The sequence below is a fragment of the Cellulosimicrobium sp. CpK407 genome, from assembly GCF_051844275.1.
Lineage (GTDB): Bacteria > Actinomycetota > Actinomycetes > Actinomycetales > Cellulomonadaceae > Cellulosimicrobium > Cellulosimicrobium cellulans_G.
Map to the genome: position 1 here is coordinate 36,898 of NZ_JBGNYC010000013.1, position 25,452 is coordinate 62,349.

Annotated in this window: 19 protein-coding genes; 10 read left to right on the forward strand and 9 right to left on the reverse strand. The window is 74.6% G+C overall.

The window, feature by feature from the left end; genetic code table 11:
* The first annotated feature begins 83 nt into the window (after positions 1–83).
* Together ABWU78_RS08110 and ABWU78_RS08115 are read left to right on the forward strand one after the other, a co-directional pair.
* Positions 84–713 (forward strand): PAS and ANTAR domain-containing protein, encoded by a 630-nt coding sequence (locus ABWU78_RS08110; RefSeq protein WP_353706902.1) that lies wholly within the window; start codon positions 84–86, stop codon positions 711–713.
* Positions 714–788: 75 nt separating this feature from the next.
* Positions 789–1,454 carry a flavin reductase family protein gene (locus ABWU78_RS08115; RefSeq protein WP_439158069.1) on the forward strand — a complete coding sequence of 222 codons (666 nt, stop codon included), beginning with the start codon at positions 789–791 and terminating at the stop codon, positions 1,452–1,454.
* Between the two features lie 142 nt (positions 1,455–1,596).
* On the opposite strand, the gene ABWU78_RS08120 is transcribed toward ABWU78_RS08115, so the two are convergent.
* Positions 1,597–2,469 (reverse strand): alpha/beta fold hydrolase, encoded by an 873-nt coding sequence (locus ABWU78_RS08120; RefSeq protein WP_439158070.1) that lies wholly within the window; start codon positions 2,467–2,469, stop codon positions 1,597–1,599.
* Between the two features lie 165 nt (positions 2,470–2,634).
* Here ABWU78_RS08120 and ABWU78_RS08125 point away from each other — a divergent pair, with 165 nt between their 5' ends.
* The 3 genes from ABWU78_RS08125 (at position 2,635) to ABWU78_RS08135 (ending at position 10,814) form a co-directional block, all read left to right on the forward strand.
* On the forward strand, positions 2,635–4,647 hold the full coding sequence (locus ABWU78_RS08125; RefSeq protein WP_439158071.1) for a BTAD domain-containing putative transcriptional regulator: 2,013 nt from the start codon (positions 2,635–2,637) through the stop codon (positions 4,645–4,647).
* Positions 4,648–4,779: 132 nt separating this feature from the next.
* Positions 4,780–9,906 (forward strand): glycoside hydrolase domain-containing protein, encoded by a 5,127-nt coding sequence (locus ABWU78_RS08130; protein WP_439158072.1) that lies wholly within the window; start codon positions 4,780–4,782, stop codon positions 9,904–9,906.
* A 200-nt stretch (positions 9,907–10,106) separates the two neighbouring features.
* The gene (locus tag ABWU78_RS08135; RefSeq protein ID WP_439158073.1) at positions 10,107–10,814 is read left to right on the forward strand and encodes a hypothetical protein; all 708 of its coding nucleotides are present in this window, start codon (positions 10,107–10,109) and stop codon (positions 10,812–10,814) included.
* Between the two features lie 7 nt (positions 10,815–10,821).
* On the opposite strand, the gene ABWU78_RS08140 is transcribed toward ABWU78_RS08135, so the two are convergent.
* The 3 genes from ABWU78_RS08140 to ABWU78_RS08150 form a co-directional block, all read right to left on the reverse strand.
* On the reverse strand, positions 10,822–12,504 hold the full coding sequence (locus ABWU78_RS08140; RefSeq protein WP_353706896.1) for an ATP-dependent DNA ligase: 1,683 nt from the start codon (positions 12,502–12,504) through the stop codon (positions 10,822–10,824).
* A 172-nt stretch (positions 12,505–12,676) separates the two neighbouring features.
* Positions 12,677–13,696: a cation diffusion facilitator family transporter gene (locus ABWU78_RS08145; protein WP_439158074.1), complete on the reverse strand. Its 1,020-nt coding sequence runs from the start codon at positions 13,694–13,696 to the stop codon at positions 12,677–12,679.
* Positions 13,693–14,109 carry an ArsR/SmtB family transcription factor gene (locus tag ABWU78_RS08150; protein ID WP_353706894.1) on the reverse strand — a complete coding sequence of 139 codons (417 nt, stop codon included), beginning with the start codon at positions 14,107–14,109 and terminating at the stop codon, positions 13,693–13,695. The genes ABWU78_RS08145 and ABWU78_RS08150 overlap by 4 nt, the downstream gene beginning before the upstream one ends.
* Positions 14,110–14,256: 147 nt before the next feature.
* On the opposite strand from ABWU78_RS08150, the gene ABWU78_RS08155 reads away from it, so the two are divergent.
* A complete protein-coding gene (locus ABWU78_RS08155) occupies positions 14,257–15,441 on the forward strand; it encodes an SLC13 family permease (RefSeq protein ID WP_253051525.1) in 1,185 nt (394 codons plus the stop codon).
* Positions 15,442–15,506: 65 nt separating this feature from the next.
* On the opposite strand, the gene ABWU78_RS08160 is transcribed toward ABWU78_RS08155, so the two are convergent.
* Positions 15,507–16,052, reverse strand: a complete 546-nt coding sequence (locus tag ABWU78_RS08160) for a GNAT family N-acetyltransferase (RefSeq protein ID WP_253051524.1) — start codon at positions 16,050–16,052, stop codon at positions 15,507–15,509.
* Between the two features lie 179 nt (positions 16,053–16,231).
* Here ABWU78_RS08160 and ABWU78_RS08165 point away from each other — a divergent pair, with 179 nt between their 5' ends.
* Positions 16,232–16,717: a hypothetical protein gene (locus tag ABWU78_RS08165; protein WP_353706891.1), complete on the forward strand. Its 486-nt coding sequence runs from the start codon at positions 16,232–16,234 to the stop codon at positions 16,715–16,717.
* A gap of 36 nt (positions 16,718–16,753) precedes the next feature.
* Here ABWU78_RS08165 and ABWU78_RS08170 read toward each other — a convergent pair whose 3' ends face one another.
* Together ABWU78_RS08170 and dapA are read right to left on the reverse strand one after the other, a co-directional pair.
* Positions 16,754–17,080: a hypothetical protein gene (locus ABWU78_RS08170; RefSeq protein WP_353706890.1), complete on the reverse strand. Its 327-nt coding sequence runs from the start codon at positions 17,078–17,080 to the stop codon at positions 16,754–16,756.
* 185 nt (positions 17,081–17,265) lie between these two features.
* Entirely contained in the window at positions 17,266–18,246 is a 981-nt protein-coding gene (gene dapA, locus ABWU78_RS08175; protein WP_353706889.1) for a 4-hydroxy-tetrahydrodipicolinate synthase, read from the reverse strand.
* Positions 18,247–18,318: 72 nt separating this feature from the next.
* Here dapA and ABWU78_RS08180 point away from each other — a divergent pair, with 72 nt between their 5' ends.
* Positions 18,319–19,209, forward strand: a complete 891-nt coding sequence (locus ABWU78_RS08180) for a LysR family transcriptional regulator (protein WP_353706888.1) — start codon at positions 18,319–18,321, stop codon at positions 19,207–19,209.
* Between the two features lie 49 nt (positions 19,210–19,258).
* On the opposite strand, the gene ABWU78_RS08185 is transcribed toward ABWU78_RS08180, so the two are convergent.
* On the reverse strand, positions 19,259–19,600 hold the full coding sequence (locus tag ABWU78_RS08185; RefSeq protein ID WP_253051520.1) for a YciI family protein: 342 nt from the start codon (positions 19,598–19,600) through the stop codon (positions 19,259–19,261).
* Positions 19,601–19,980: 380 nt separating this feature from the next.
* On the opposite strand from ABWU78_RS08185, the gene ABWU78_RS08190 reads away from it, so the two are divergent.
* Together ABWU78_RS08190 and ABWU78_RS08195 are read left to right on the forward strand one after the other, a co-directional pair.
* A complete protein-coding gene (locus ABWU78_RS08190) occupies positions 19,981–23,382 on the forward strand; it encodes a CARDB domain-containing protein (protein WP_439158075.1) in 3,402 nt (1,133 codons plus the stop codon).
* 217 nt (positions 23,383–23,599) lie between these two features.
* Complete coding sequence (locus ABWU78_RS08195; protein ID WP_439158076.1) at positions 23,600–24,121, forward strand: pyridoxamine 5'-phosphate oxidase family protein; 522 nt, start codon at positions 23,600–23,602, stop codon at positions 24,119–24,121.
* A 52-nt stretch (positions 24,122–24,173) separates the two neighbouring features.
* On the opposite strand, the gene ABWU78_RS08200 is transcribed toward ABWU78_RS08195, so the two are convergent.
* A complete protein-coding gene (locus ABWU78_RS08200; RefSeq protein ID WP_439158077.1) occupies positions 24,174–25,424 on the reverse strand; it encodes an MFS transporter in 1,251 nt (416 codons plus the stop codon).
* Between the last annotated feature and the right edge of the window lie 28 nt (positions 25,425–25,452).

The window sequence follows — 25,452 nt, forward strand, 5'->3', positions numbered from 1 at the left end:
GCAGAAACATCGCGTCGGACTACAGTCCGGGTCTTGAGTCTGGACCTGGCTCACGACCCGCTGAACCACGACGGAGACGACCCATGTCCCTGGAGGATCACGCCACGCTGCACCCGCTGTCCCTCGCCGACGACACGACCCTGGGGCAGTACCGGGTCGACCTCGCGACCGACACCTGGTGGTGGTCGGCCGAGACGTACCGCCTGCACGGCTTCGAGCCGGGCGACGTCGTGCCGACGACGTCGCTCGTGCTGGCCCACAAGCACCCCGACGACCGTGAGCGCGTCCGGGACGTGCTGGAACGCGCACGGCGGGACGGCGCACCCTTCTCGAGCCTGCACCGCATCATGGACGCGCGCGGCAGGGAGCGTGTCCTCGTCGTCGTCGGCCAGGGGCGGCGCGACCGCGACACGGGTCGGGTCGTCGAGCTGCTCGGGTACTTCGTCGACGTGACGCGACCGGTCCGTGCGCAGGCCGGACGCCAGGCGCAGCGGGATATCACGGCCGCGGCCGACAGCCGGGGCCCGATCGAGCAGGCGAAGGGGGTCGTGGCCGCGACGCTCGGGGTCCGGCCCGAGCAGGCGTTCGCGCTCCTCAAGCGCGCGTCGAACGAGCGCAACGTCCGTCTGCGCGAGCTCGCGCGGCAGGTCGTCGAGGAGGGCACGCGGCCCGACGACGACCGCGCCGACCGGGTCGCCGTGCTGTTGTCGTAGGCGCCGCCGTCGCGCCCCGGACGCGACGTCCGACGGCCGCCAGACGTCGCGTCCGCGCGCGGCGAGGCTGGGTCCGTGACCACCACCTCGACCCGCCCCGCCCCGTCGCACGTCGTGATCGACCCGGGGATCCTGTACTTCGGCACGCCGGTCGCGCTGCTCAGCACGGTGAGCACCGACGGCCGCGTCAACCTCGCCCCGATGTCGTCGGTGTTCTGGCTGGGCCGCACGGCGGTGCTCGGCCTCGGCGCGCGCTCGCAGACGGCGCTGAACCTCCTCGCGACGGGCGAGGTCGTCGTGAACCTGCCCTCGACGGCCGAGGTCGACGCCGTCGACCGCCTCGCCCTGACGACCGGGCGGGACCCGGTCCCGGAGCGCAAGGCGTCCGTCGGGTACCGCTACGAGCCGGACAAGTTCGCGCGTGCGGGGCTGACGCCCGTCGCGTCGGACACGGTCGCGCCGCCGCGCGCCGCGCAGTGCCCCGTCGCGGTCGAGGCGCGGCTCGTGCACGCCCACCCGCTCGGGCGCGACGATCCCGCCCGCGCCGGGTCGCTCGTCGCGTTCGAGGTGCGCGTGACGCGGGTGCACGTCCACGAGAGCGTCCGCATGCCGGGGACCGCGCACCGCGTCGACCCCGACCGGTGGCGTCCGCTCCTCATGAGCTTCCAGCGGTTCTACGGCCTCGGGCCCGAGGCGCACCCGTCGCGCCTCGCGACGATCGACGAGGACTGGTACCGCTGAGACGGACGCGCGACAGGTGCGCGAGATCGGCCCGAGCGTCCGAGATCGACCCTCAGGGGGTCGACCTGACGACGGGTGGGTCGATCTCGGGGTGGGGCCCGGGGCTGACGTCCGCGGCAGGACGGACCGCGGGGCCGCCCGGTCAGCGCCGGCCGAGCGCCCGCACGACCGCCGCGACGTCGGCCGGGGCCTCCTCGGCCATGAAGTGGCCGGCCGTCGTCGTGAGGTGCTCCAGGTCCGGTGCCCAGCGCCGCCAGACGCCCGCGGCGTCGTACCCGAGCTGCGCGCCCCAGTCCTGCTGCACCACGGTGACCGGCATGGCCAGCCGGTCCCCGGCGTCGAGCGACGCCTGGTCGTGCTCGACGTCGACGGTCGCCGTCGCGCGGTAGTCCGCGACGATCGAGTCGACGGCGTCCCGGCTCGCCGCGAGGTAGTGCGCGCGGACGTCCGCGGGGATCGACGCGGGGTCCTGGGTCCACGCGTCGAGGAAGGACCCGAAGAACGCGTCGGCGCTGTTGCGGATCATCGCCTCGGGCAGGCCCGGCGGCTGGGCCATGAGGTAGAGGTGGAACGCGACCGCGGCGTCCACGCCGTGCAGCACGCCCCACGTGTCGAGCGTGGGCACGACGTCGAGGATCCCGAGGTGGCTCACGCGGTCCGGGTGGTCGAGCGCGGCGCGGAACGCGACGAGCGCACCCCGGTCGTGGCCGACCAGGGCGAACCGGTCGACGCCCAGCGCGTCGGCGAGCGCGACGACGTCGGCGCCCATGGTGCGCTTGGCGTAGACGTCGGGCGTCGTCGCGGCGGGCTTGGCGCTGTCGCCGTACCCGCGCAGGTCGGGTACGACGACACGGTGGTCGCGCGCGAGGTCCGGGGCGACGTGCCGCCACATGTGGCGGGTCTGGGGGAAGCCGTGCAGCAGGACGACGGTCGGGCCGTCGCCCGCGGTCTCCGCGCGCAGCGCGACGCCGGGCGCGACCTCGACGGTGCGGGTCTCGAAGCCGGGGATGTGCATGGGTGGGTCCTCTCTCGGGTGGTTCGGGCCGCCGGAGGTCGTGCCGGGCGGCTCGCGACCATCCTCGGAGCGGCGGATCAGCGTCTGATCAGTGCCGCGCGCCGCCCGGGCCGCGCGCACGCCGCCCTCGTCGCCGCCGCGGCACGGCCCGGCGAGAATGGCCGGGTGGTGGAGCTGCGCATCGAGGTGCTCGGGCCGGTCCGGCTGCTGCGCGACGGCGCGGAGGTCGACCCGGGCGGGCCGCGTCAGCGCGAGCTCCTGGCGCGGCTGGCGGCCGCACGCGGTCGTCCGGTGTCGTTCGAGCGGCTCGCGGCGGACCTGTGGGACGACGACGCGGAGCGCGACCTCCGCGCCCGGCGCGGTGCCCTCGCGACGTTCGTCGGCGACCTGCGCCGTCGCCTGGAGCCCGAGCGCGCACCGCGTACGCGGCCGCGCGTCCTCGTCACCGAGCACGGCGGCTACGCGTTGCGGGTCCCGGACGGCGCGCTCGACGCGGCGCGCATCGAGGCGGCCGTCGCCCTGGTCGGTGGACGCACGACGCACGGCCTGGCCGCCGCGGCACCCGGCGCCACGCCGGGGCTCGGGGTCGGGGACGCGCCGTCGGACACGCGTGCGCTGCAGGACGCGGTCGCGGCGTGGCGCGGGGAGCCGTACGCCGACCTGCCGGACCGCGCGTGGGTGCGCGCCGAGCGGCGGCACCTCGCGGAGGTGCACGCGCGGGCGGTCGAGCTGCTCGCGGAGGCGCTGCTCGCGGACGGGCGCCCGGGCGAGGCGGTCGCCGCGCTCGACGCGCACGCCGCCGCGCACCCGTGGCGCGAGCACGCGTGGGCGCTGCTCGCGCTCGCGCTGTACCGCGAGGGCCGCCAGTCCGACGCGCTCGACGTCGTGCGCCGGGCGCGTCGTCGGCTCGCCGACGAGCTCGGCCTCGACCCAGGACCGGAGCTCGTGCGGCTCGAGCGCGACGTGCTCGCCCAGGCGCCGTCGCTCGACGGCCCGACGCCGGGCCCCCGCCTCGCCGTCACGGCCCCGACCTCGCGCGCCCAGCTGCGGTCCACGGTCGACGTCGCGCGCACGCTCGCGATCGCCGGGGGAGACCACCTCGCGACCGCACAGCAGCAGCGGGTCGCCGCGGCGCTCGCGGCCGAGGCGACGGGCGACCCGGTGCTCACCGCGCGCACGGTCACGGCGTACGACGTCCCGGCCGTCTGGACCCGGAGCGACGACCCCGAGGCGGCCGCCGCGCTCGTCGGCGTGGCGCGGCGCACGCTGTGCCGCCTGGGCTCCGAGGCGAGCCCGGTGCTGCGGGCGCGCCTGCTCGCCGTCGTCGGGATCGAGCACCGCGGGACGCGCGACGCGTGGGCCTGGGCCGCGGCCCAGGACGCGGTGAGCGTCGCGCGCGCCGTCGGCGACCCGGGGACGCTCGCGCTCGCGCTCAACGCCCGCTTCCTCCAGTCGTTCCAACGCCCGGGCGCGGGCGCCGAGCGGGAGACGACCGGCGCCGAGCTCGTCGAGCTCGCCGCCGCCCACGACCTGCCGACGTTCGCGATCCTCGGGCACCTCGTCCGGATGCAGGCCGCCGCGGGGGCCGGGCGGTTCGGCGACGCCGACGCCCACGCCGCCGCGGCGGAGGACGTCGCGGCCGGGTACGAGTCGCCCGTCGTCCCCATGCTCACGGCCTGGTACCGGGCGATGCGCGACGCCGAGACCTCCGCGCCCGACGCTGCGGCGCGCGCGTACCGGGCCGCCGACGACCTGCTGGCCGGGGTGCGCATGCCGGGCGTGCGCGACGGGTTGCTCCCGCTCGCGCTGCTCACGGTGCGGCTCCGCCACGGCCGCCCGCTCGCCGGGCTCGGCGACGCGGGACCGTACGCGCCGTGGGTCGCGCCGCTGCTCGCGCTCGACGCCGGCGACCGCGAGGCCGCCGCCGACCTGGTCCGCGTGGCACCCGAGCCCCCGGCCGACCACCTGCGCGAGCTGCGGTGGGCGCTCGTGGCCGAGACCGCCGTCCGGCTGGGGGACGCGCGCCTCGCGCGTCGTGCGCGGGACGCGCTCGCGCGCACCCCGGACGAGCTCGCGGGAGCCGGGTCGGGGCTCGTGTCGCTCGGCCCGGTCCGGGCGTGGCTCGACCGTCTCGGCCCGGTCGCGGACGGTGCGAGCGGGCGCCCGGGCGGCGGGTAGCGCCGCGGGGACGACCGTCCGTCGGGCAGGTGAACTTCGGGGGCGGGGTCTTGAGGTCGGCGGGGACGACACGTACCGTGAGGGCGGCGAGGCGGAGCAGCCTCGGCACGACCCCCCCCAAGGAGAACTCTCGTGGCCAGACCATCTGCCGCGCGTCTTGACAGCGCTGTCGGACGACGCGGGGCCAGCCCGACGTCCGACCCCCATCCCCGACGAGGCCGCAGCCGGCTCGGCGGAGCCCTCGCCGGGGCTCTGGCCGCCGCGCTCGCCGTCGGCGTCCTGCCGCCCGCTGCCGCGGTCGCGGCCCCCGTGGTGCCCGCCGCCGAGAGCGACCTCGCGTCGCTCGTCGACGTGTTCGTCGGCACCGAGGGCGACTACGGCAACGACATGCCCGCCGCGCAGGCGCCCAACGGCCTGGCCAAGGTGAACCCGCGCACGACGCCGGGGCGCAACAACACCGGCTACGACTACGCGCAGTCCAAGATCTCGGGCTTCACGCACACCAACCTCGACGGGGTGGGGGGCTCCGGCGGCGGCGGTGACATCCTCGTGGTCCCGACCTCCGGGTCGTACACCGCGCGGCCGGGCACGGGCACGTACGCGCACACCTTCTCGCACGACGACGAGCAGGCCGGCCCGGGCTTCTACTCCGTCGGGCTCGGCAACGTCGCGGGCAAGGACGGCGCCATCGCGGCCGCGCCGGGCACGATCGAGGCCGAGGTCGCGGCGACCACGCGCTCGGGCGTGCACCGCTACGCGTTCCCCGAGGGCTCGACGCCGAGCCTCGTCGTCGACCTCGAGACCAACAACACGAGCCGCCGCTCGTCCTCGGTGCAGGTCGAGACGCGCGCGGACGGCACCGTCGAGCTGTCCGGCCAGGTCACGGGCTACTTCTACAACGCCGCCTACACGCTCTACTACACCGCGCGCACGCTGCAGCCCGCGACGGTGCAGACGTGGGGCGACGACGACAAGCTCGTCGACGCGACGTCCCAGGACGGCGTCGACACGGGCGCGATCCTCACGTTCGACCCGGCCGACGCGGGGGACGTCGGCCTGCAGGTCACGCTGTCGCCGGTGAGCGTCGAGCAGGCGCGGACCGACCAGGCGGTCGAGCTCGGTGACCTGTCGTTCGACGCGATCCGCGACCGGACGCGCGCCGAGTGGAACGCGACGCTCGGGCGGGTCGCGATCGACGCCTCGACGGCGACCGACCCGACGGGCGAGCTCCAGAAGCTCTTCTACACGCACCTGTACCGCATGTTCGCGATGCCGATGAACGCGACGAGCACGTCCGGCACCTATCGCGGCGTCGACGGCGCGGTGCACGCGGCGCAGGGCTTCACGTACTACGACTCGTGGGCCACGTGGGACGACTTCCGCAAGTTCTCCGTCATCGCCTACATCGACCCGGCGCTGTACCGCGACATGGTGCAGTCGCTCGTCTACCTGTTCGCGGACGCCGAGGCGACCGGCACGGGCAGCGGCCTCGGCGGGTTCGTGCACTCGGTCCCGACGGTCCGCTGGGAGCGGTCGTCCGTCGTGGTCGCGGACGCGATCGCCAAGGGATTCGACGGGTTCGACCGCCTCGACGAGGCGTACCCGGCGCTCAAGCGGCTCGCCGGGCAGTACAGCGCGGACGAGCTCCAGCGCGGGTACGTGGCGGGCAACCCCGGCGCGTCGGTGCAGCGCGGCTACGACCAGTACGGCCTGTCCGTGATCGCGGACGAGCTCGGCCTGACGGACGAGGCGCAGACGATGCGCGAGCAGGCGTCGTGGCCCATCGAGAAGCTCACCAAGCCGGGCGCGTGGACCGCGGCCGACGGCACGCAGGTCGGCCTCCTCACCCCGCGCGCCGCCGACGGCTCGTGGCAGAGCGCCGACTACGCGAAGTTCGAGGCCGCGAGCCTCTACCAGGGCACGCTCTGGCAGTACCACTGGTACGACGCGTACGACATGGACGCGCTCGTCGAGGCGATGGGCGGCCCCGAGGCGGCGCGCCTCGCGATGCGCCACATGTTCGGCGAGCACGCACCGGACGACGGCAAGGCCATGCTCCACTCGAACGCCAACGAGATCGACCTGCAGGCGCCGTACCTCTTCAACTACACGGGCGAGCCGAGCCTCACGCAGAAGTGGGCGCGCGCGATCTACACGAAGGAGACCTGGAACAGGTACATCGCGACCGGCTCCTCCAGCGCGGTCCCGAGCGGCGGCGGGGAGTTCACGCCGCCCGTGAAGACGAAGGTCTACCAGCTCGACCCGCGCGGGATGCTCCCCACGATGGACAACGACGCGGGCACGATGTCGACGATGTTCGTCGCCGCGGCCGTCGGCCTGTTCCCGGTGACCGCCGGGTCGGACGAGTTCCAGATCGGTTCGCCGTTCTTCGACTCCACGACCATCACCTACGACGACGGCAGCGCCTTCACGGTCACGGCCGACGGCGTCTCCGAGGACGCGTTCTACGTCCAGTCCGCGACGCTCGACGGCGCACCGTTCGGCAACACGTGGGTCGACTACGCGACCGTGATCGGGGGCGCGGACCTCGCGTTCCGCATGGGCGAGCAGCCGAGCGACTGGGGCACGGACACCGAGCCCGCGTTCTCGATGAGCACCGCCACCGACGAGCCCGCCGAGGGACCGCGCGTCAGCGCTGACCCCACGACCGTGCAGACCGGCGACGGCGGCGTGCTCGACGCGACCGTGACGCTCACGCTCGACGGCGCGCGGTTCGCCGCGCCCGCCGGCACGGACCTCGTCGCGGGCGGGGCGGCGAACGTCGTCGGGCTGCCCGACGGCGTCACGGCGGCCGTGACGGTCGCGTCGCCGACCGCGCTCACGGTCTCCCTGACGGGGACGGCGTCCGCCGACGCGCGCTTCTACGTCCACCTGGGCGACGGTGCGCTTGCCGACGGCGTCGCCGCGTCGTCGCTGCGCGGACAGGGCGTCTCGGTGCTCTCCCCGCTGCGCCTGTCCGTGGCGTCCGCCGAGCGCGACGCGCTCGCCGGGCTCGTCGACGACGCCGTGCTCGTGCGGCACGGGAACTACTCCTCGGTGACGTTCGACCGGTTCTCCACCGCGCTGACCCAGGCGCAGGACGCCCTCGCGGACGAGGCCGCGACGAGCATCGCGCTGCGGTTCGCGGCAGACCGGCTCGGCGCGGCGATCGACGCGCTCGACCTCACGGGCGGCGGCTACCGCACGCTCGAGGCCGAGCAGTCCGAGGCGTGGTCGGGCGGTGAGCTGAAGAACGAGGCGAACAGCTCGTCGGGCAACCTCGGCGGCGTGCGCTCCGGGTCGTGGGTGCAGTACCGCGACATGACCTTCGAGACCGCGGCCGGGGACACGCCGCCGCGCTTCCTCACGGTCCGGTACGACACGAGCTTCGCCCCGACGGACACGCCCAGCACCGTGCGCGTGCACGCCGGTGACGTGAACGGCCCCGTGGTCGCGACCGTGGACCTGAAGGGCACGAGCGGCTGGGGCAAGTACACCGAGGTGACGGCGGAGCTCGGCGATGTGCAGGCGCTCGTCGACGCGAAGGCCGTCACGTTCGAGCTGCTCGCGCCGTCCGGGCGGAACTGGGTCGGCAACTTCGACTGGTTCCGGTTCAGCGCCGAGGACCCGACGGCCCCGGGCCAGCCGGGCGAGTCGCCGGCCGTGACGATCGAGGCCGAGGACTGGACCGCGAACTCCGGTCGCGGGCTCAAGAAGGAGTCCTCGACGTGGACGAGCGGGCCGGTGACGAACGTCGGCGGCACCGCGGACGGCGACTGGATCGCCTACGGCGAGGTCGACCTCGGTGAGCTCCCGCTCGGCGAGCTGTCGGTCCACTACGTGCACAACTCGAACCGGTCCGGGAACAACTCGGCGCTGTCGGTGTACCTCGACGCGTTCGACCCGGCGAACCCGGGCGAGCCGTTCGTCACAGTGCCGCTGCCGACGACCGGTTCGAGCTGGACCGCCGACGGGACGGCGACCGTCGTCCTGCCGGACACGGTGCAGGGGACGCACGAGGTGTTCGTGCGCCTGTCGACCGAGGCGTACGCCGACCACCCGTACGTCGCGAACCTCGACAGCCTGACGTTCGCGCCGGGCGGCCCGACGTCGGTCGTCGTCGAGTCCGAGGCCTGGACCTCGAACTCGGGCCGCGGGCTGAAGAACGAGAGCTCGACGTGGACGAGCGGGCCGGTGACGAACGTCGGCGGGACCGCGGACGGCGACTGGCTCGCGTACGGCGAGATCGACCTCGGCTCCGCCGCGCTCGACCAGCTCTCCGTGCACTACGTGCACAACTCCAACCGGTCCGGGCGCAACTCCGCGCTGTCGGTGTACCTCGACGCGTTCGACCCGGCGAACCCGGGCGAGCCGTTCGTCACCGTCCCGCTGGCCAACACCGGGTCGAGCTGGACGACGGACGGCACGGCCGTCGTCGACCTGCCGACCACGGTCCGCGGCAAGCACCAGGTGTGGGTGCGCCTGTCCACCGAGGCGTACGCCGACCACCCGTACGTCGCGAACCTCGACAGCATGCGGTTCTTCACCGACGCGTACGAGGTCGAGGTCCCGCCGACCGACACGGCCGCGCTCGCGGCGTCGGTCGAGGACGCCGCGGCGTTCGAGGCGGAGATCGAGCGGTACGGCCGCATCGACGCGGGCGTCTTCTCGCGCGAGCTCACCGCCGCGCGGTCGCTCCTCGCCGACGCCGGCGCCGCCCAGGCGCAGGTCGACGAGCGGGCGCGCCGTCTCGGGCTGGCGACCGACCAGCTCGTGCCGGCCGAGCGTCGTCGGCTCGAGAACCTCGTGACGAGCGCGGAGGCCCTGACCGACGACGGGTACAGCCCCGAGTCGTGGCAGGCGTTCCGCACGGCGCTCGCCGCGGCGACCGAGACCCGGGACGACGCCGCCGCGTCGGACGAGGCGCTGCGCGACGCGCGCCTCGCGCTCCAGGGCGCGATCGACGCCCTGGAGGAGCCGGCGGACGTCGAGCTCGTCGAGGTCACGCTCAGCCCGCGCTGCCTGGCCGGCAAGCCGTACGTCGCGGTCCGCGCGGTGAACGTCTCCGACGCCGCGGTGGACGTCGAGCTCGCCTCGGCGCTCGGGGCCAAGACGTTCACGGACGTCGCGCCCGGGGCGAACGCTTACCAGTCGTTCGCGGCCCGCGGCGTGACCGGTGACCTCGTGGTCACCGTGACCGCCACCGGTCCCGACGGCGAGCAGACGGTCCAGCAGACGGTCACCGTCCCGACCTGCTGACCCGCACCCGACGTGCCCGCGTCACGGCCTCGTGCCGTGACGCGGGCACGGTCGTCTCCCGGGACGGGCGGGGTTCGGGCGTGCGGAAGAATGCGCGGGGGTCGGCCCCGGTCGAGGGCCGGGACGGGGAGGCGTGCGATGGCGGTCGTCGTGTTCGGAGCGCCGGGTCGCGGCGCGGCGCGGGTCAGGACGGCGCGCCCGTGAGCCCGCGCGGCGGCTGGTGGCCGCTCGGAAGGCGAGGGGAGGAGCGGCCCTCCGCCGAGCAGGCCGCCGCGGCCGAGGCGCAGACGCGCCTGCTGGGCGTGCTGGCGCAGGAACTGGCGGCGGCCCAGACCGAGCCGTGGGACGAGCTGTCGTACCGCGCGTTCGTCGTGGCCGACCGGACGCAGTCGCACGTGTCGCTCCGCGGCGCGTGGCCACCGCCCCTCGCGCAGAAGCCGACCTCCTCGACGTTCGCGGAGGCGCTCGCCGAGCTGCGGGCGGCGACGGCGGCGCCCGGCCGGGGGGCCTGGTTCACCATTTCCATGACGGTGCGCGCCGACGGCGAGGTCGACGCGTCGTTCGACGTCGACACCGAACCCGGCTTCCTGCCCCCGGCCGGCCCCGCCGACTTCGCCCGCGACCTGGAGCGGTTCCCGCGGTCGGTCGAGGCGCAGCCGACCTGGCTGCGCGAGCGGCTCTCGTGGGCACGGCTGACGCCCGAGCAGAGGTCACGCGCCGAGGCCGGGGTGGGCGCGCTCCAGCCGTACCCCGCGATCGGCGGGAGCCGACCGCTGTTCACCGTGACGGTGATGCCGGAGGACGACGTCGTCGACGTGCTCGACCACGCGACCGGCCGGCGAGCGCTCGTCGACCGGGACGGCACCGTCCGGCTCGTCGCGCCGGACCCCTCGGCCCGCCCGCGCTGACCACCCCCTACCGCACGAGCGCGCGCACCGCGTCGATCGTGTCGGCCTCGTCGGCGGTCTTGTCGTCGCGGTAGCGCAGCACGCGCGCGAACCGGAGCGCGAGGCCGCCGGGGTAGCGGGTGGACCGCTGGAGCCCGTCGAACGCGATCTCGACGACCTGCTCTGGCCGGACGTGCACCACGTACCCGTCGTCGGACGTCTCCAGCTCGCGGAACCGGCGCGTCTGCCACTCCAGCATCTCGTCCGTCATGCCCTTGAACGTCTTGCCGAGCATGACGAACCCGCCGTCGGGGTCGCGCGCGCCGAGCCAGATGTTGGACAGCCACCCGCGGCGGCGGCCCGAGCCCTGCTCGACCGCGAGCACGACGAGGTCGAGCGTGTGCCGCGGCTTGACCTTGACCCAGCCCGCGCCGCGCCGCCCGGCCGCGTAGGGGGTGTCGAGCGACTTCACCACGACGCCCTCCTGCCCCTCGGCCACCGCGCCCTCGAAGAACGCGGTCGCGGCGTCGGGGTCGGCGGTGACGAGGCGCCGCACGGCGTGGGGGCCCGCCACGTCGTCGAGCACCGCGAGCCGGTCGCGCAGCGGCTCGTCGAGCAGGTCGCGGCCGTCGACGTGCAGCGCGTCGAAGAAGAACGGCGACAGCTCGAGCGACGCCGCGAGCTCGGCCTCCTCGGCAGCGCTCCGCTCGCCCTGGGTCGCGGAGCGGGCGGCGGTCTCCTGGAACGGGCGCGGGACGCCGTCGGGCCCGACGACGAGCGCCTCGCCGTCGAGCACGAGCGCCCGGGCCGGGAGGGACCGCGTCGCGGCGACGATCTCCGGGACGCGCTCGGTGATGTCGTCGAGCGAGCGCGTGAAGACGCGCACGTCGTCGCCGTCGCGGTGCACCTGGATGCGGATCCCGTCGAGCTTGACGTCCACGGCCACCGCGGTGCCTGACGGCGGGTGCTCGCCCCCGGCATCGTCGTCGCCGTCCTCGGCGGCCGCCCCGGGTCCGGCGCCGAGCTTCTCGAGCGCGGCGCCGACGTCGGGCGCCGACTGCGCGAGCATCGGCCGGACGGGGCGGCCCACCGTGAGCCGGAACGTCGCGAGAGCCTCGGTCGCGGACTCGGGGCTCCCGGCCGTGAGCGCGGCGCGCGCGACCGGTCCCGTCGCGCCCGCGAGCATGACCGCGCGACGCACCGCGTCGGCGGGTACCCCGGCGGCCTCCGCGACGGCGTCGACCACGACCGAGTCGAGCGCGCCCTGTCGCAGCTCGCCCGAGACGAGCCCCGCGAGGAGCGACTGCTCGCGCGCCGTCGCGGCACCGAACAGCGCCGCGGCCTCGGCCTGGCGGGCCGTCGCCGAGCCGGGGCCGGAGAGGTCGGCCATGTGCGCGAACGCGGCATCGACCGCGGTCAGGGTGAGGCTCGGCTCCTCGGCCGGGGTGGGCAGGTCGCGCAGCGAGCGCCACCCGAGTCCCGTGCGCCGCTGGCGCAGCTCGCCCGCGAGGTACGCGACGGCGATCTCGACCTCGTCGCGCCCGCTCCCGCCGTCGGTACCGTCCGCGGTGCCGGCCGTACCGGCCGGGCCGGCCGGGCCGACGTCGGCGGCGACGCGGCGCAGCAGGTCCGCGATCGCCGCGCGCTTGGCGAGGCGCGAGCGGGTGGCGGCGACGGCGTCGGACGTGGCGGCGACCTCGGCGAGCAGCATGCTCCATCCTCACGCCGACCACCCACGTCCGCCCGTGCTCCCGCCGGTGCCGAACCCGGGGTCCCTCCCGACGATCGCCGCCCCGTGGGGAGGAACCCCGGGTTCGGCGGCCCAGGGGAGCGCCCAATCGGGAGCGAGCCCCGGTTCGGCGGCGCGGGACGCCGGCGGCCGGTCAGCGGGCGGGCGCCACTACGACGTCGACCGTCCCGACCGACGGCAGCGCGCCCCGCAGCCTGGCCTCGGCTGCGGCCGAGGTCCGGTCGGCGACGGCGACCGGCGTCTGCGGCGGCACGAGGACGCGCGCCTGGACGGCCAGGCGGTGGCCCGACCAGCGCAGCCGGACGTCGTCCACACCCTGCAGCCCGTCCACGCCGTCGAGCGCGTGGCGCGCCCGGTCCGTGAGGTCCGGGTCGACGCCGTCGAGGAGCCGGCGCCCGACGTCGCGCGCGGTGCCCCACAGCAGCACGAGGATCGCGGCGGTGATGAGCAGGCCGACGAGCGGGTCCGCGAGGGGGAGACCGGCGAGGACGCCGAGCGCGCCGAGCACGACCGCGAGCGACGTGAACCCGTCGGTGCGCGCGTGCACGCCGTCCGCGACGAGCGCGGCGGAGCCGATGCGGCGACCCACCCGGATGCGGTACACGGCGACCGCCTCGTTGCCCGCGAAGCCGACGATCCCCGCCGCGATCACCCAGCCCAGGTTGTCCACAGGTTGGGGATCCGCGAGGCGTCGCACCGCCTCGTTGCCCGCGACGACCGCCGAGAGGGCGATCATCGCGACGATGAACAGGCCCGCGAGGTCCTCGGCCCGGCCGTAGCCGTGGGTGTACCGGCGCGTCGCCGCGCGGCGGCCGAGCACGAACGCGATCCACAGCGGCACGGCCGTGAGCGCGTCGGAGAGGTTGTGGACGGTGTCCGCGAGCAGCGCGACCGAGCCGCTGACCGCGACGATGCCGAGCTGCGCCAGCGCCGTCGTGCCCAGCACGACGAGCGACACCTTGACCGCCCGGATGCCCTGCCCGCTCGCGACGAGCTCGTCGTCGATCGAGTCGGCCGCGTCGTGCGAGTGCGGCACGAACACCTCGTGCAGCCAGCCGCGCAGCCCGGCCCGGTGATGATGGTCGTGGTCGTGGTCGTGGTCGTGGTCGTGGTCGTGGTCGTGGTCGACGGCGGCCGGGCGGGTCGTGCTCATCGGTCCGCCGCCGTGGACGTGGCGGTCCCGGCGGCGGGGGAGGAGCCGTCGACCGTGGCGTGCGCGTCGTCGGCGTGGTGCGCGGGGTGGTCGTCCACGGCGTGCTGCGCCTGGAAGACGGCCTGGGTCACGAGCGTCCGCGCGTGCTCGTCGACGAGCGAGTAGAAGACGCGGTTGCCCTCCTGCCGGGCGCGGACGATGCGACCCCAGCGCAGCTTGGCGAGGTGCTGCGAGACCGCGGTCGGCGACTTGCCGACGATCTCCGCGAGCGCGTTGACCGGCAGCTCGGTGTCGCGCAGGGCGAGGACGATCCGGACGCGCGTCGCGTCCGCGAGCAGCGAGAACACCTCCGCCGCGAGCTCGACGTACTGGCTCTCCACCCCGAAGGTGCACGCCTTCATATCTTCACGCATACGCAGATACTAACGGAGAAAACGCGACCACGAGGCCGAACCCGGGATCGCTCCCCACCGGCGCGGCGTCGTGGGGACCGACCCCGGGTTCGGCGGTTCGGGGGCGGCCCTGATCCGTGGCCGTGTCGCGGGACTTACGATCGCGACGTGAACGCCTCGGGAGCACCGGCGCGCCGCCGTGTGCCGCTGTGGCTCGTCGCGGCGGTGGTCGTCGTCGTGCTGCCCGCGACCGGGCTGCTCCCCGCCGCCGACGCGCGCGACCTGCTCGCGCGGACCGGCCCGGTGCTGGTCTTCCTGCTCGCGATCACGGTCGTCGCCGAGCTGTGCGCGGGCGCGGGCCTGTTCGACGCCGTCGCCGGGCGGGCGGCGCGGCTCGCCCGGGGGCGGCGGCTCGCCCTGTGGGGGCTCGTCGTGGTCCTCGCGACGGCGAGCACGGTCGTGCTGTCGCTCGACACGACGGCGGTGCTCGTCACGCCCGTCGTGCTCGCCCTCGCGCGCCGCACGGGCACGAGGCCCCTGCCGCTCGCTCTCACGGTCCTCGCGCTCGCCAACACGGCGTCGCTGCTCCTGCCCGTCTCGAACCTGACCAACCTGCTCGCGGCGCACCGGTTCGGCTCCGGGTACGTCGGGGTGATGTGGGCGCCCGCGCTCGCGGTCCTCGCCGTCACGATCGTGGTCCTGCTCGTGCTGCACGGCCGTGACCTGCGCGGACGCTTCACGCTCGGGGGAACCGGCCCGACGCCGCCCGACCAGGTGCTCCTCCGGGTCACCGCCGCCGTCGTCGCGCTCCTCGCGGTCGCGTTCGCGGTCGAGCTGCCCGTCGCGCCGACGGCGCTCGCGGGCGCCGCGGTCCTCGTGCTGGCGACATGGTGGCGGCGCGTGCAGCCCCTCGTGCCCGTGCGGGAGATGCTGCCGTGGCGGTCGGCGCTCGTCGTCGCCGCGCTGTTCGTCGTCGTCGAGACGTGGCACGCGCACGGGCTCGGCGACCTCCTCGCCGCCGTCGCCGGCACGGGCACCGGCCCGGGCGACCTCGCGCGGCTCGCTGCGACCGGCGTCGTCGCGGCGAACCTCGTCAACAACCTGCCCGCGTTCCTCGCGCTGCTGCCCGCGGCGGGGGAGAGCGTCGACCGGCTCGCGACCCTGCTCGTCGCGGTGAACGCCGGGCCGCTCGTCACGCCGTGGGCGTCGCTCGCGACCGTGCTGTGGTGGCAGCAGTACCGCCGTCACGCGTTCGAGCAGGGGCCGCCGCCCGCGTGGCACGTGGTCCGGCAGGGCCTCGTGCTCGCGCCCCTGACGGTCGCTGCGGGCGTCGCCGTCGTGGCGTTCGGCTAGGCAGAGGGGCGCGCTCGGCGCCCGGGTGGCGTCCCGTCGTCGTGCGCACGCCGCACGGCCTCACGTCACAGGCGGTCGAACGGGGCGGCGTAGGTGAACCGGCCCGCGTACTCGTCGCGCCACGCGCTCAGGGCGCGCGCCTGGAAGTAGTCCCCCCACGCCGGCTCGGGAGCCTCGATCCCGAGGGCGCTGGCGGGCACGAACCCGAACCGGGAGTAGAGGGCCGGCTCCCCGAGCAGCACCACGACGGGTTCCGCGAGGGCGTCCGCCGCGCCGAGGATCGTGTGCATCAGCGCGGAACCCACTCCGCGCTGCTGGTGGTCGCGACGGACGCTGAGCGGCCCGAGCCCCAGCGCCGGCCGGTCCCCGAGCCGCCCGCGGGTGGCGACCACGTGACCGACGACCTGCGGGTCGGGCAGTCCGGTCTCGGCGACCAGCGACAGCTCCGGGATCCACCCGCCGTCCTCGCGCAGCCACCCGACCAGGGTGGCCTCGCCGGGTGCGCCGTCCGGCTCGACGGACGGGGCGGCGTGCTCGACCGCGGAGAACGCGTCCGCGGTGACCGCCCGGATCGCCGGGACGTCGGACGGGCGCTCGCGTCTGATCAGCATGCCGACACTCTCGACGCGTGCGCACCCGGGGGCAACGGAAAATCGCCACCGAATGCACCGTCACCGTCCGAGGCCATCTGGTTCTCCGAGCGCCCTGGGGGTGGCCCACCCCGGCGGCCCGTGGAGTCTCGGCACGGCCTCGGGCATGATGCGTGGCAGGTCGACGACGGGGAGGACGCATGGAAGAGCGAGACGTCGACGACAGGCCGTGGCCGGCACGACCACGGGGCCCGCGCCCGCCGGTCTGGGTCGGGACGGCCGCCGTCGTCGTCGGGGCGCTCGTCGTCGTCGTGGCGCTGGTGTCACGGCTCTCCGGCGGTGGTCGAGACTGCCCGGCGATCGCCTATCCCAGCCTCCTCGAGGTCGTGCTGACGGGAGAGACCGCCGACGTGGCGCACGTGCAGCTGAGCAACGGCGACGGCGAACCGTGGTACCCGCCGCTGCCGACGGATCCTGGGACCGCAGAACCCGCACTCTCGCCGGGACGGGAGGGGGACACCTGGACCTTCACGTTCTCCTCCCCGAGGAACCCGATCGGGCTCCGTGCGCTCGACGCCGCCGGAGTCGTCGTCGCCGAGACGAAGAAGTCCGTCGAGATGGTCCGCACCGGAGGGTCGGAGGCGTGCGGTGGTCCGATGCAAGGCCGCATCGGCTGGGCGCTCTGACGCCCACCTCGCGTGCCGGCGTCGGGGGAGCGGTCGCTACGTCGAGACCGCCAGGCACCCGTTGGTCCAGTCCCAGTCGCTCGCTGCCCGCTCGGCGACGTCACCGCCCGCGTCGTAGGCAGCGCTGACCTGCTCCGGGGGCAGGCTCGTGCGGATCGTCGGACCCCCGCACCCGCTGCCGATGAACGCGCCGTCGCGCTCGATCCACAGGCAGAAGGCAGTGTCCGCCTCGAGCGACTCGGCGAGGAAGAACGCGTACCCGTCCTGCTCGTGGAGAAGCCGGGTCTCGCCGATCGATCCCGGGTCGACGTCCGGGGAGCTCAGGTCCACCGAGTCCTCCGGCCCGGCCTCCGTGGCCAGCACCCGGGACGGGTCGCAGGCGGAGGTCCCGGTCCCGCAGGACACGGTGGCAGCAGCGGTGATCAGTACGAGCGCCACCGGAAGCACCGCTCGACGTCGCGAGCCGAGGTCTCGGCGCAGGCTCGCGAGTAATCCGATCGCATGCATGTCGCAACGATACTGGAATCGATCGTCATGATCGAGGAAGGTCACCTCCCGACCGGCCGCGCGTCCTCGCGTGTGCCGCGCGGTGGTGCGTCGGTGGTGCGCCGGTGGGCCGAGGCCGCCGCCGGTCCGGCTGCCCGGAGGGAGCCCAGCAGTGCGTCGCGGGACGCGAGGGCCGCCGAGAGCGCGTCCAGGGACGCCGGGAGCAGCGGGAGCCGCACGCGAGGGCTGGCGATCCGGCCGTCGGCGGCGAGGACGGCCTTGATCACCGCGGGATTGGGCTCGGCGAAGAGGGCGCGCGTGAGCGGGACGAGCGCGTCGTGCACCGTGCGGGCCCGGTGCGCCGGGCCGTGCCGCCAGGCCTCGATCAGCTCGGCATAGGCGCGCGGGGCCACGTTGGCGCTCGCGGTGATCGCGCCGCGGGCGCCGAGGGAGATCAGCGGCCCCGCGTACAGGTCGTCGCCGGCGAGCACGGACACGTCGGGCCGCAGGGCGCTCAGGAACGCGACCGTCGTGTCGTCGATCGAGCCCACCGTGTGCTTGAACCCGGCCACGCCGGGCAGGTCGGCGAGCCGGTGGAGCGTGTCCGCCGTGAGGGTCAGGCCCGTCCGGTACGGGACGTTGTAGACGACCAGCGGGACGGGGGCCGCCGCCGCGAGGCGCCGGACGTGCTCGACGACGCCCTCCTGGGAGGGGCGCGTGTACGACGGGACCGCGACGAGCGCGGCCGTCGCCCGGGGGTCGAGGGCCGTGATGAGGTCGACGGACGCGGCGGTGCTGCTCGTCCCCGTGCCGACGACGAGGTGCCGGTCGCGTCCCGCGCAGACCTCGGCGCAGACGTCGACGACCTGACGCGCCTCGGCGCGGGTCAGCGTCGCCGGCTCTCCGGTCGTGCCCAGGGCGACGACGCCCGCCGCGCCCTCGTCGAGGACCGTGGCGGCGAGCGTCGCGAGCGCGTCGAGGTCGAGGCGGTCGTCGTCGGTGAACGGGGTGACCAGGGGGACGTAGAGACCGGAGAGCTCCATGACGGCCACTCTGGGCCCGCCGCCACGGTCGGGTCTAGTTCCTGTTCGTGCGGCATGCCGTAAGTTCTCCTTATGCTCGACGTCCGCAGGCTCCGGCTGCTCCGGGAGCTCTCGCACCGGGGAACCATCGCGGCGGTGGCCGAGGCGCTCACCTACACGCCGTCGGCCGTGTCGCAGCAGCTCTCCGCGCTCGAGCGCGACGCCGGGGTGGCCCTGCTGGAGCGGTCGGGCCGCCGGGTCCGGCTCACCGCGGCCGCCGAGCGGCTCGTCGAGCACACCGAGAAGATCCTGGAGATCCTCCGCGAGGCCGACGCGGACCTCGCCTCGGCCGCCACGACGCTCCGCGGGACGCTGCGCATCGGCGTCTTCCCGACCGCCGTGCCGACCCTGCTCACGCCCGCGGTCGTGCGCCTGAGCTCCGACCACCCGGGGTTGCGGCTCCTGGTCTCCGAGCTCGACCCCGCGACGGTCCCCGCCGCGCTGCGCGGGGACGCGGTCGACGTCGCGCTGGTCCAGGAGTACGACCACGTCCCGCTCACGGTCGGGCCCGGCGTCGAGACGGAGCCGCTGCTGGAGGAGACGGTCCACCTGGCCGCCCTGGACGCCGGGTCGCTCGCCGACCGTCGCGACGCGCCCTGGATCGCCGGGACGCCCGGGACCCTGTGCCACACGCTGACCGTCAGGGCCTGCGAGGCCGCGGGCTACGCCCCCGGCATCCGTCACCACGCGGACGACTTCGGTGCGGTCCTCGCGCTCGTCGCCGCCGGGCAGGGCGTCGCGCTCGTCCCGGACCTCGCGGCCGGGAACCCTCCCACGGGCGTGGTCCTCACGCCGCTCGCCATCCGGCGTCGGACCTCGCTCGCCTACCGTCGCGGGACCCGGGCGCACCCGGAGGTCGCCGCCGCACGCGCGGCGCTGCACGCGGCCGTGGCGACCGCCGGACTCACGCGCACCACCGGGTAGCAGCACGAGGATCGCCGGCGCCGGTGCGCACGGCCGCGCCGGGGAGCCGTCAGCTCTCGGGGTCGTCCTGGAACACGCGCACCTCCTGGCGGCAGCGGCAGGCGACGGCGATCTTCGCCGCCCACCGGAGCGCGTCGTCACGCGTGGGTACGTCCAGCACGGTGTAGCCGCCCTCGATCCGGGCGGTCTGCGGGTACGTGCCCTCGGTGACGGTGCCGTCCCCGGAGACCAGGACCGGCGGGACGCTCTCGTCGATCCCGCCGCCGAACACCCAGACTCCGGCCTCCTTGGCCTCGCGCACCACCGTGTGCGCCGCGTCCGCGGCGGCCTCGAGGCCGCCTGGACCGAGCTCCATCTCGCCGCTGGGGAACGAGATCAGGTACTTCGCCATCGCACGACTCCTTCGTCTCCGGGGATCCCGGCCCATCGTCGCTCGGGGTACCCACGCCACGCCGACCCTTGACGCCCTGGATGTCCGTCTCGTAACGTCCGTACTGCACAACGCAAGAAGTTGACAGAAGTCCAGCACAAAGCAGTGCACACGCTGCAACTCTCGAATTCCGCCACGGGTCCGACCGGTGACCATCCCTGACGGGTCGTTTCGTGGCACCCGGCCGACCGGATCCGACCTCGGGCCCGGTCCCGACCCCGAACCAGCCCTGACCCGACCCACCCGTGACGGTGGCGCCGCACCAGCACGATCGCGTCCGCCGTCGGGCACCGTCGCCCGCGGGTGGACGAGCCCGCCCCGGCGGGAGAACGAGGACGTTCATGAGAACCCCCTGGAAGCACACGGTCGTGGCGGGTGCCGCGCTGGCGCTCGTCGCGCCGCTCGGCGTCGTCGCCGTGGCGCACGCCGCGGACGCCACCAACCTGGCGCTCGGCAAGCCGATCGCCGCGTCGTCGGTGACGCAGACCTACGTCGCGGGCAACGCGAACGACGGGAACACCGGCTCCTACTGGGAGGGCGCGGGCGGCCAGTACCCGTCGCACCTCACCGTCGACCTCGGGGCGGAGGCCGACGTCGACCGCGTCGTCGTCACGCTGCCCCCGCCCTCCGTGTGGTCGTCGCGCACGCAGACGTTCAGCGTGCTCGGCCGCTCCGACGGCGAGACGGCGTTCCGGACGCTCAAGGCGTCGGCGGCGTACCGGTTCGACCCCGCGAGCGGCAACACGGTCGAGATCCCGCTCGACGCCGAGGTCGACGAGGTGCGCCTCGCCTTCACCGCCAACACCGGTGCGGGCAACGGTCAGGTGTCCGAGCTCCAGGTCTGGGGCACGCCCACGGGCGGCACCGACCCGACGGACCCCACCGACCCGACCGGTCCCACGGACCCGACCGGCACCAACTACGCGAAGAGCCGCCCCGCGACGGCCTCGTCGACCGAGTGGCAGTTCGTCGCCGCGAACGCGGTCGACGGCAGCGCGACCACCTACTGGGAGGGCGCGGGCGGGCAGTACCCGTCGACGCTCGACGTCGCGCTCGCCGCGCCCACGCAGCTCAGCAGCGTCCGCGTCCGGCTCAACCCCGACGCCGCGTGGGGCCCGCGCACGCAGACGTTCTCCGTGTGGGGCCGCACCGGCACGGGTGCCTGGCAGGAGCTCAAGGCCTCGGCCGGGTACGCGTTCGCGCCGGGCAGCGGCAACCTCGTCGACGTGCCCGTGACGGGCACCGCGACCGACGTGCGCCTGCGCTTCACCGGCAACACGGGCGCGGGCAACGGCCAGGTCGCCGAGCTCGAGGTCTACGGCGCCCCGGCGCCGAACCCCAACCTCACCGTCACCGCGGTGACCGCGTCCCCGGCGTCGCCCACGGTGACGACCCCCGTGACGCTCACGGCGACGGTGACGAACACGGGCGACCGTGCGTCGTCGGCCACCACGCTCGACGGGAAGCTCGGCGGGTCGACCGCCGGCTCGGCCGACGTCGCCGCGCTCCAGCCCGGCGCGAGCGCGCAGGTCCAGGTCGCGGCGGGCACCCGCCCCGCGGGCGAGTACACGGTCGGTGCCGTCGTCGACCCGGCGAACACCGTCGTCGAGCAGGACGAGACGGACAACGCGTTCACGGCGACGGCCAAGCTCGTCGTGGGCGAGGCGCCCGGGCCGGACCTCGAGGTCGTCTCCGTGTCGTCGAACCCGGCCAACCCGGCCGTCGGCTCGGCCGTGACGTTCTCGGTCCAGGTACGCAACCGCGGCAACCAGCCCGTCGCGGCCGGGTCGGTGACGCGCGTCGTCGCCGGCTCCACGACGCTCGACGGCACGACGCCGGCCGTCCCCGCGGGCGCGACCGTCACCGTCACGCCGAGCGGCTCGTGGACCGCCACGAACGGCGGGGTCACCGTGACCGCGACGGCCGACGCGACGGGCGTGGTCGCCGAGACGAACGAGGACAACAACACCGGCACGCTCGCCGTGACCGTCGGGCGCGGCGCCGCCGTCCCGTACACGACGTACGAGGCCGAGGACGGCCAGTACACGGGCACGCTGCTCCAGACCGACGCGCTGCGCACGTTCGGGCACACGAACTTCGCGACCGAGTCGTCGGGCCGCGAGTCCGTGCGCCTGACCAGCACGGGCCAGTACGTCCAGTTCACGTCGACGAACGCGACGAACTCGATCGTCGTGCGGAACTCGATCCCCGACGCTCCCGGCGGCGGAGGCCAGGAGAAGACGATCAGCCTCTACGCGGACGGCCAGTTCGTGCAGAAGCTCACGCTCTCCTCCCAGCACGCCTGGCTCTACGGCACGACCGACCAGCCCGAGGGCCTGGTCAACACCCCGGGCGGGGACGCGCGCCGGCTCTTCGACGAGTCGCACGCGCTGCTCGGGCGGTCGTTCCCGGCCGGGACGGTGTTCCGGCTCCAGCGCGACGCGGGCGACGACGCCGCGTTCTACGTCATCGACCTCGTCGAGCTCGAGCAGGTCGCCCCTCCGCTGGCCAAGCCCGCGCAGTGCACGTCGATCACCGAGTACGGCGCGGTGCCGAACGACGGGCTCGAGGACACCGCCGCCATCCAGGCCGCCGTCACCGCGAACCAGAACGGGGAGATCGACTGCGTCTGGATCCCGGCGGGGCAGTGGCGCCAGGAGAAGAAGATCCTCACCGACGACCCGCTCGACCGCGGCATGCACAACCAGGTCGGCATCCGCGACGTGACGATCCGTGGTGCGGGCATGTGGCACTCGCAGCTCTACAGCCTCATCCCGCCGCACCTCGCCCCGGGCGTCATCAACCACCCGCACGAGGGCAACTTCGGGTTCGACATCGACGACAACACCCAGATCTCCGATCTCGCGATCTTCGGCTCCGGCACGATCCGCGGCAACAACGCCCAGGAGGAGGGCGGCGTCGGCCTCAACGGCCGGTTCGGCAAGAACACGAAGATCACCAACGTGTGGATCGAGCACGCGAACGTCGGGGTGTGGGTCGGGCGCGACTACTCCAACATCCCGGAGCTGTGGAACCCGGGCGACGGGATCGTCTTCTCCGGCATGCGGATCCGCAACACCTACGCGGACGGCATCAACTTCAGCAACGGGACGCGCAACTCGACGGTGGTGAACTCGACGTTCCGCAACACCGGCGACGACGCGCTCGCCGTCTGGGCCAACCCGTACGTCAAGGACCGGGCCGTGGACATCGGCCACTCCAACACGTTCCGTAACAACACCGTCCAGCTCCCGTGGCGCGCCAACGGCATCGCCATCTACGGCGGCTACGACAACTCGATCGAGAACAACCTCGTCTACGACACCATGAACTACCCCGGCATCATGCTGGCGACCGACCACGACCCCCTGCCGTTCTCGGGGACGACGCTCATCGCCAACAACGGGCTCTACCGCACCGGTGGGGCGTTCTGGAACGAGGACCAGGAGTTCGGCGCGATCACGATCTTCCCGCAGACGCACGACATCGTCGGCGTCACCATCCGCGACACGGACATCGTCGACTCCACGTACGACGGCATCCAGTTCAAGAACGGCGGCGGGAACATGCCGGACGTGAAGATCACGAACGTGCGGATCGAGAAGTCCAACAACGGCTCCGGCATCCTCGCGATGGGCGGCGCCCGTGGCAACGCGATCCTCTCGAACGTGACCGTCACGAACTCGCGTGACGGCGACGTCGTCAAGGAGCCCGGCTCGCAGTTCGCGTTCACGGGCCAGTAACGGGGGGGGCGACCCGGGTCTACCCCGCGGTGCCGAACACGACATGGGGGTCGTTATCCGCCGGATAGCGACCCCCATGTCGTTCTCGAGGGCGGGGAAGGTCGTGGTCGACGGCGGGCCGTCGGGTCTGGTCCTCGGCACCTGGTCACACCGGGGTGACCAGGTGCCGGTGATGTGCCGTCTTCCGCACGTCGTCCCGCCCGCGCAGACTCGGGGCATGACGCACCAGACGCACGAGTTCGACGACATCCGGGCCGAGTTCGACGCCACCGTCGGGCGGACCGTCTACGCGACCATGGTCACGGTGGACTCGCAGAGCCGGCCGCGCACGCGCGCCCTCATCCCGGTGTGGGAGGTCGTCGACGGCGCCCCGCTGGGCTGGCTCGCGACGTACCGCACGCCGGTGAAGGCCGCCCACCTCGCGAACAACCCGCACGCGAGCTTCTCCTACTGGGCGCCCCGCGGGAGCGACTTCGCGGCCGCGGACGTCGTCGCCGGGTGGGTCGACGACGAGCAGGACCGCCGCCGCGTGTGGGACCTCTACGCGCGGACCAGCCCGCAGGGCGCCGGCTACGACCTCGGCGCCTTCTGGGCGTCACCGACGGACCCGCGGCTCCACGTCCTGCGCCTCGACCCCTACCGCGTCCAGGTGATCCGCGGCCTCGACCTGCGCAACCGGATCTGGACCCCGAGCGACGTCCCGGCCGTCGTCCCACGAGCGGCCGTCGCCAGGGCCTGACGGGCGCTCTCCGGCAGACGGCGGTAGCCCGCGGGTGCCCGCACAGCGGGGCTCAGCGCGGCGACGGCCGGTCGGCGACGGGCAGCGACGGCACGGTGTCCTCCACGAAGCGGGGACGGCAGGCGAACCAGCCCCCGACCACGCCGGGGACGGCGGTGGCGGCGAGCACGAGGAGCGGGACCGACCACGACCCGGTCGCCTCGCGCAGCAGGCCCAGGCCGATCGGGCCGAAGCACGCCAGCGCGTACCCGAGGCCCTGGACGAACCCCGACACGGCCGACGCGGTCTGCGGGGTCCGGGTCCGCCGGTTGATGAGGGTCATGCACAGCGGGAACGTGCTCACCCCGATGCCGAGCGCGCACATCCAGAGCGCCGTCCCGTCGAGCGGGGACAGGAGCAGGCCGACGTACCCGGTCACGAGCACGACGGCGCACACGACGACCACGACGAACGGGTTCGCCAGGCGCGTGGCGAGGTGCGGGACGACCAGCGCGGCGGCCATGCCCCAGGCGGAGTAGAGGGCGACCATGGTGCCGCCGAGCGCGGCGCTGCCGCCGGCGTCGGTGAGCACGGCCGGGACCCACGTGATGATCCCGTAGTTCGAGAGCGAGATCGCCGCGAACAGGACGACGAGGCCCCACACGGTCGAGGACCGGCCGATCCGCGGTCTCGCGCCGACGGCGGTCGAGGTGCCGGGCGCGTGGTGGTTCGCGGGCATCCGGGTCGCCAGGACGAGCCACACGACGGCGGCGAGCGCCGCAGGCCCTGCCCAGATCCCGACCGAGAACCGCCAGCTGGTCGCCTCGGCGACGGGGACGGCGAGGAGCGGGGCGACGAACTGACCGGTCTGCATGAGGATCAGGTAGAGCGACGTCCACAGGGCGATCCGGTCCGGGAACCACGCCTTCACCAGGGGGACGATCACGACGTTCGCCGCACCGATCCCGGCGAGGGCCAGCACGGTCGACGCCACGAGCCAGCCCGTCGACGGGGACGCGGCGCGCAGCACGAGCGACAGGGCCGTCAGCGCCAGAGCGACCGTGGCTGTGCGCTCGAGCCCGAACCTGCGCGTCACCACGGGAGCGAGGAACCCGAAGAGCCCGAACGACACCGCGGGGACGGTGCCGAGCAGGCCGGCCACGGCCACGCCGTAGCCGAGGTCGGCGCCGATGGTCTCCAGCAGCGGGGTGAACCCCGTGACGGCCGTCCGGAGGTTGATCGCCGTCAGCGCGACGGCGAGCCCGGCCCACAGGGTGAGGCGGACCCGCCCGGCGGGGACGCGGGTGGGGGAGAGTGTGGCCATGTCAAACTCCGCTGCGAGATCGGCCGAC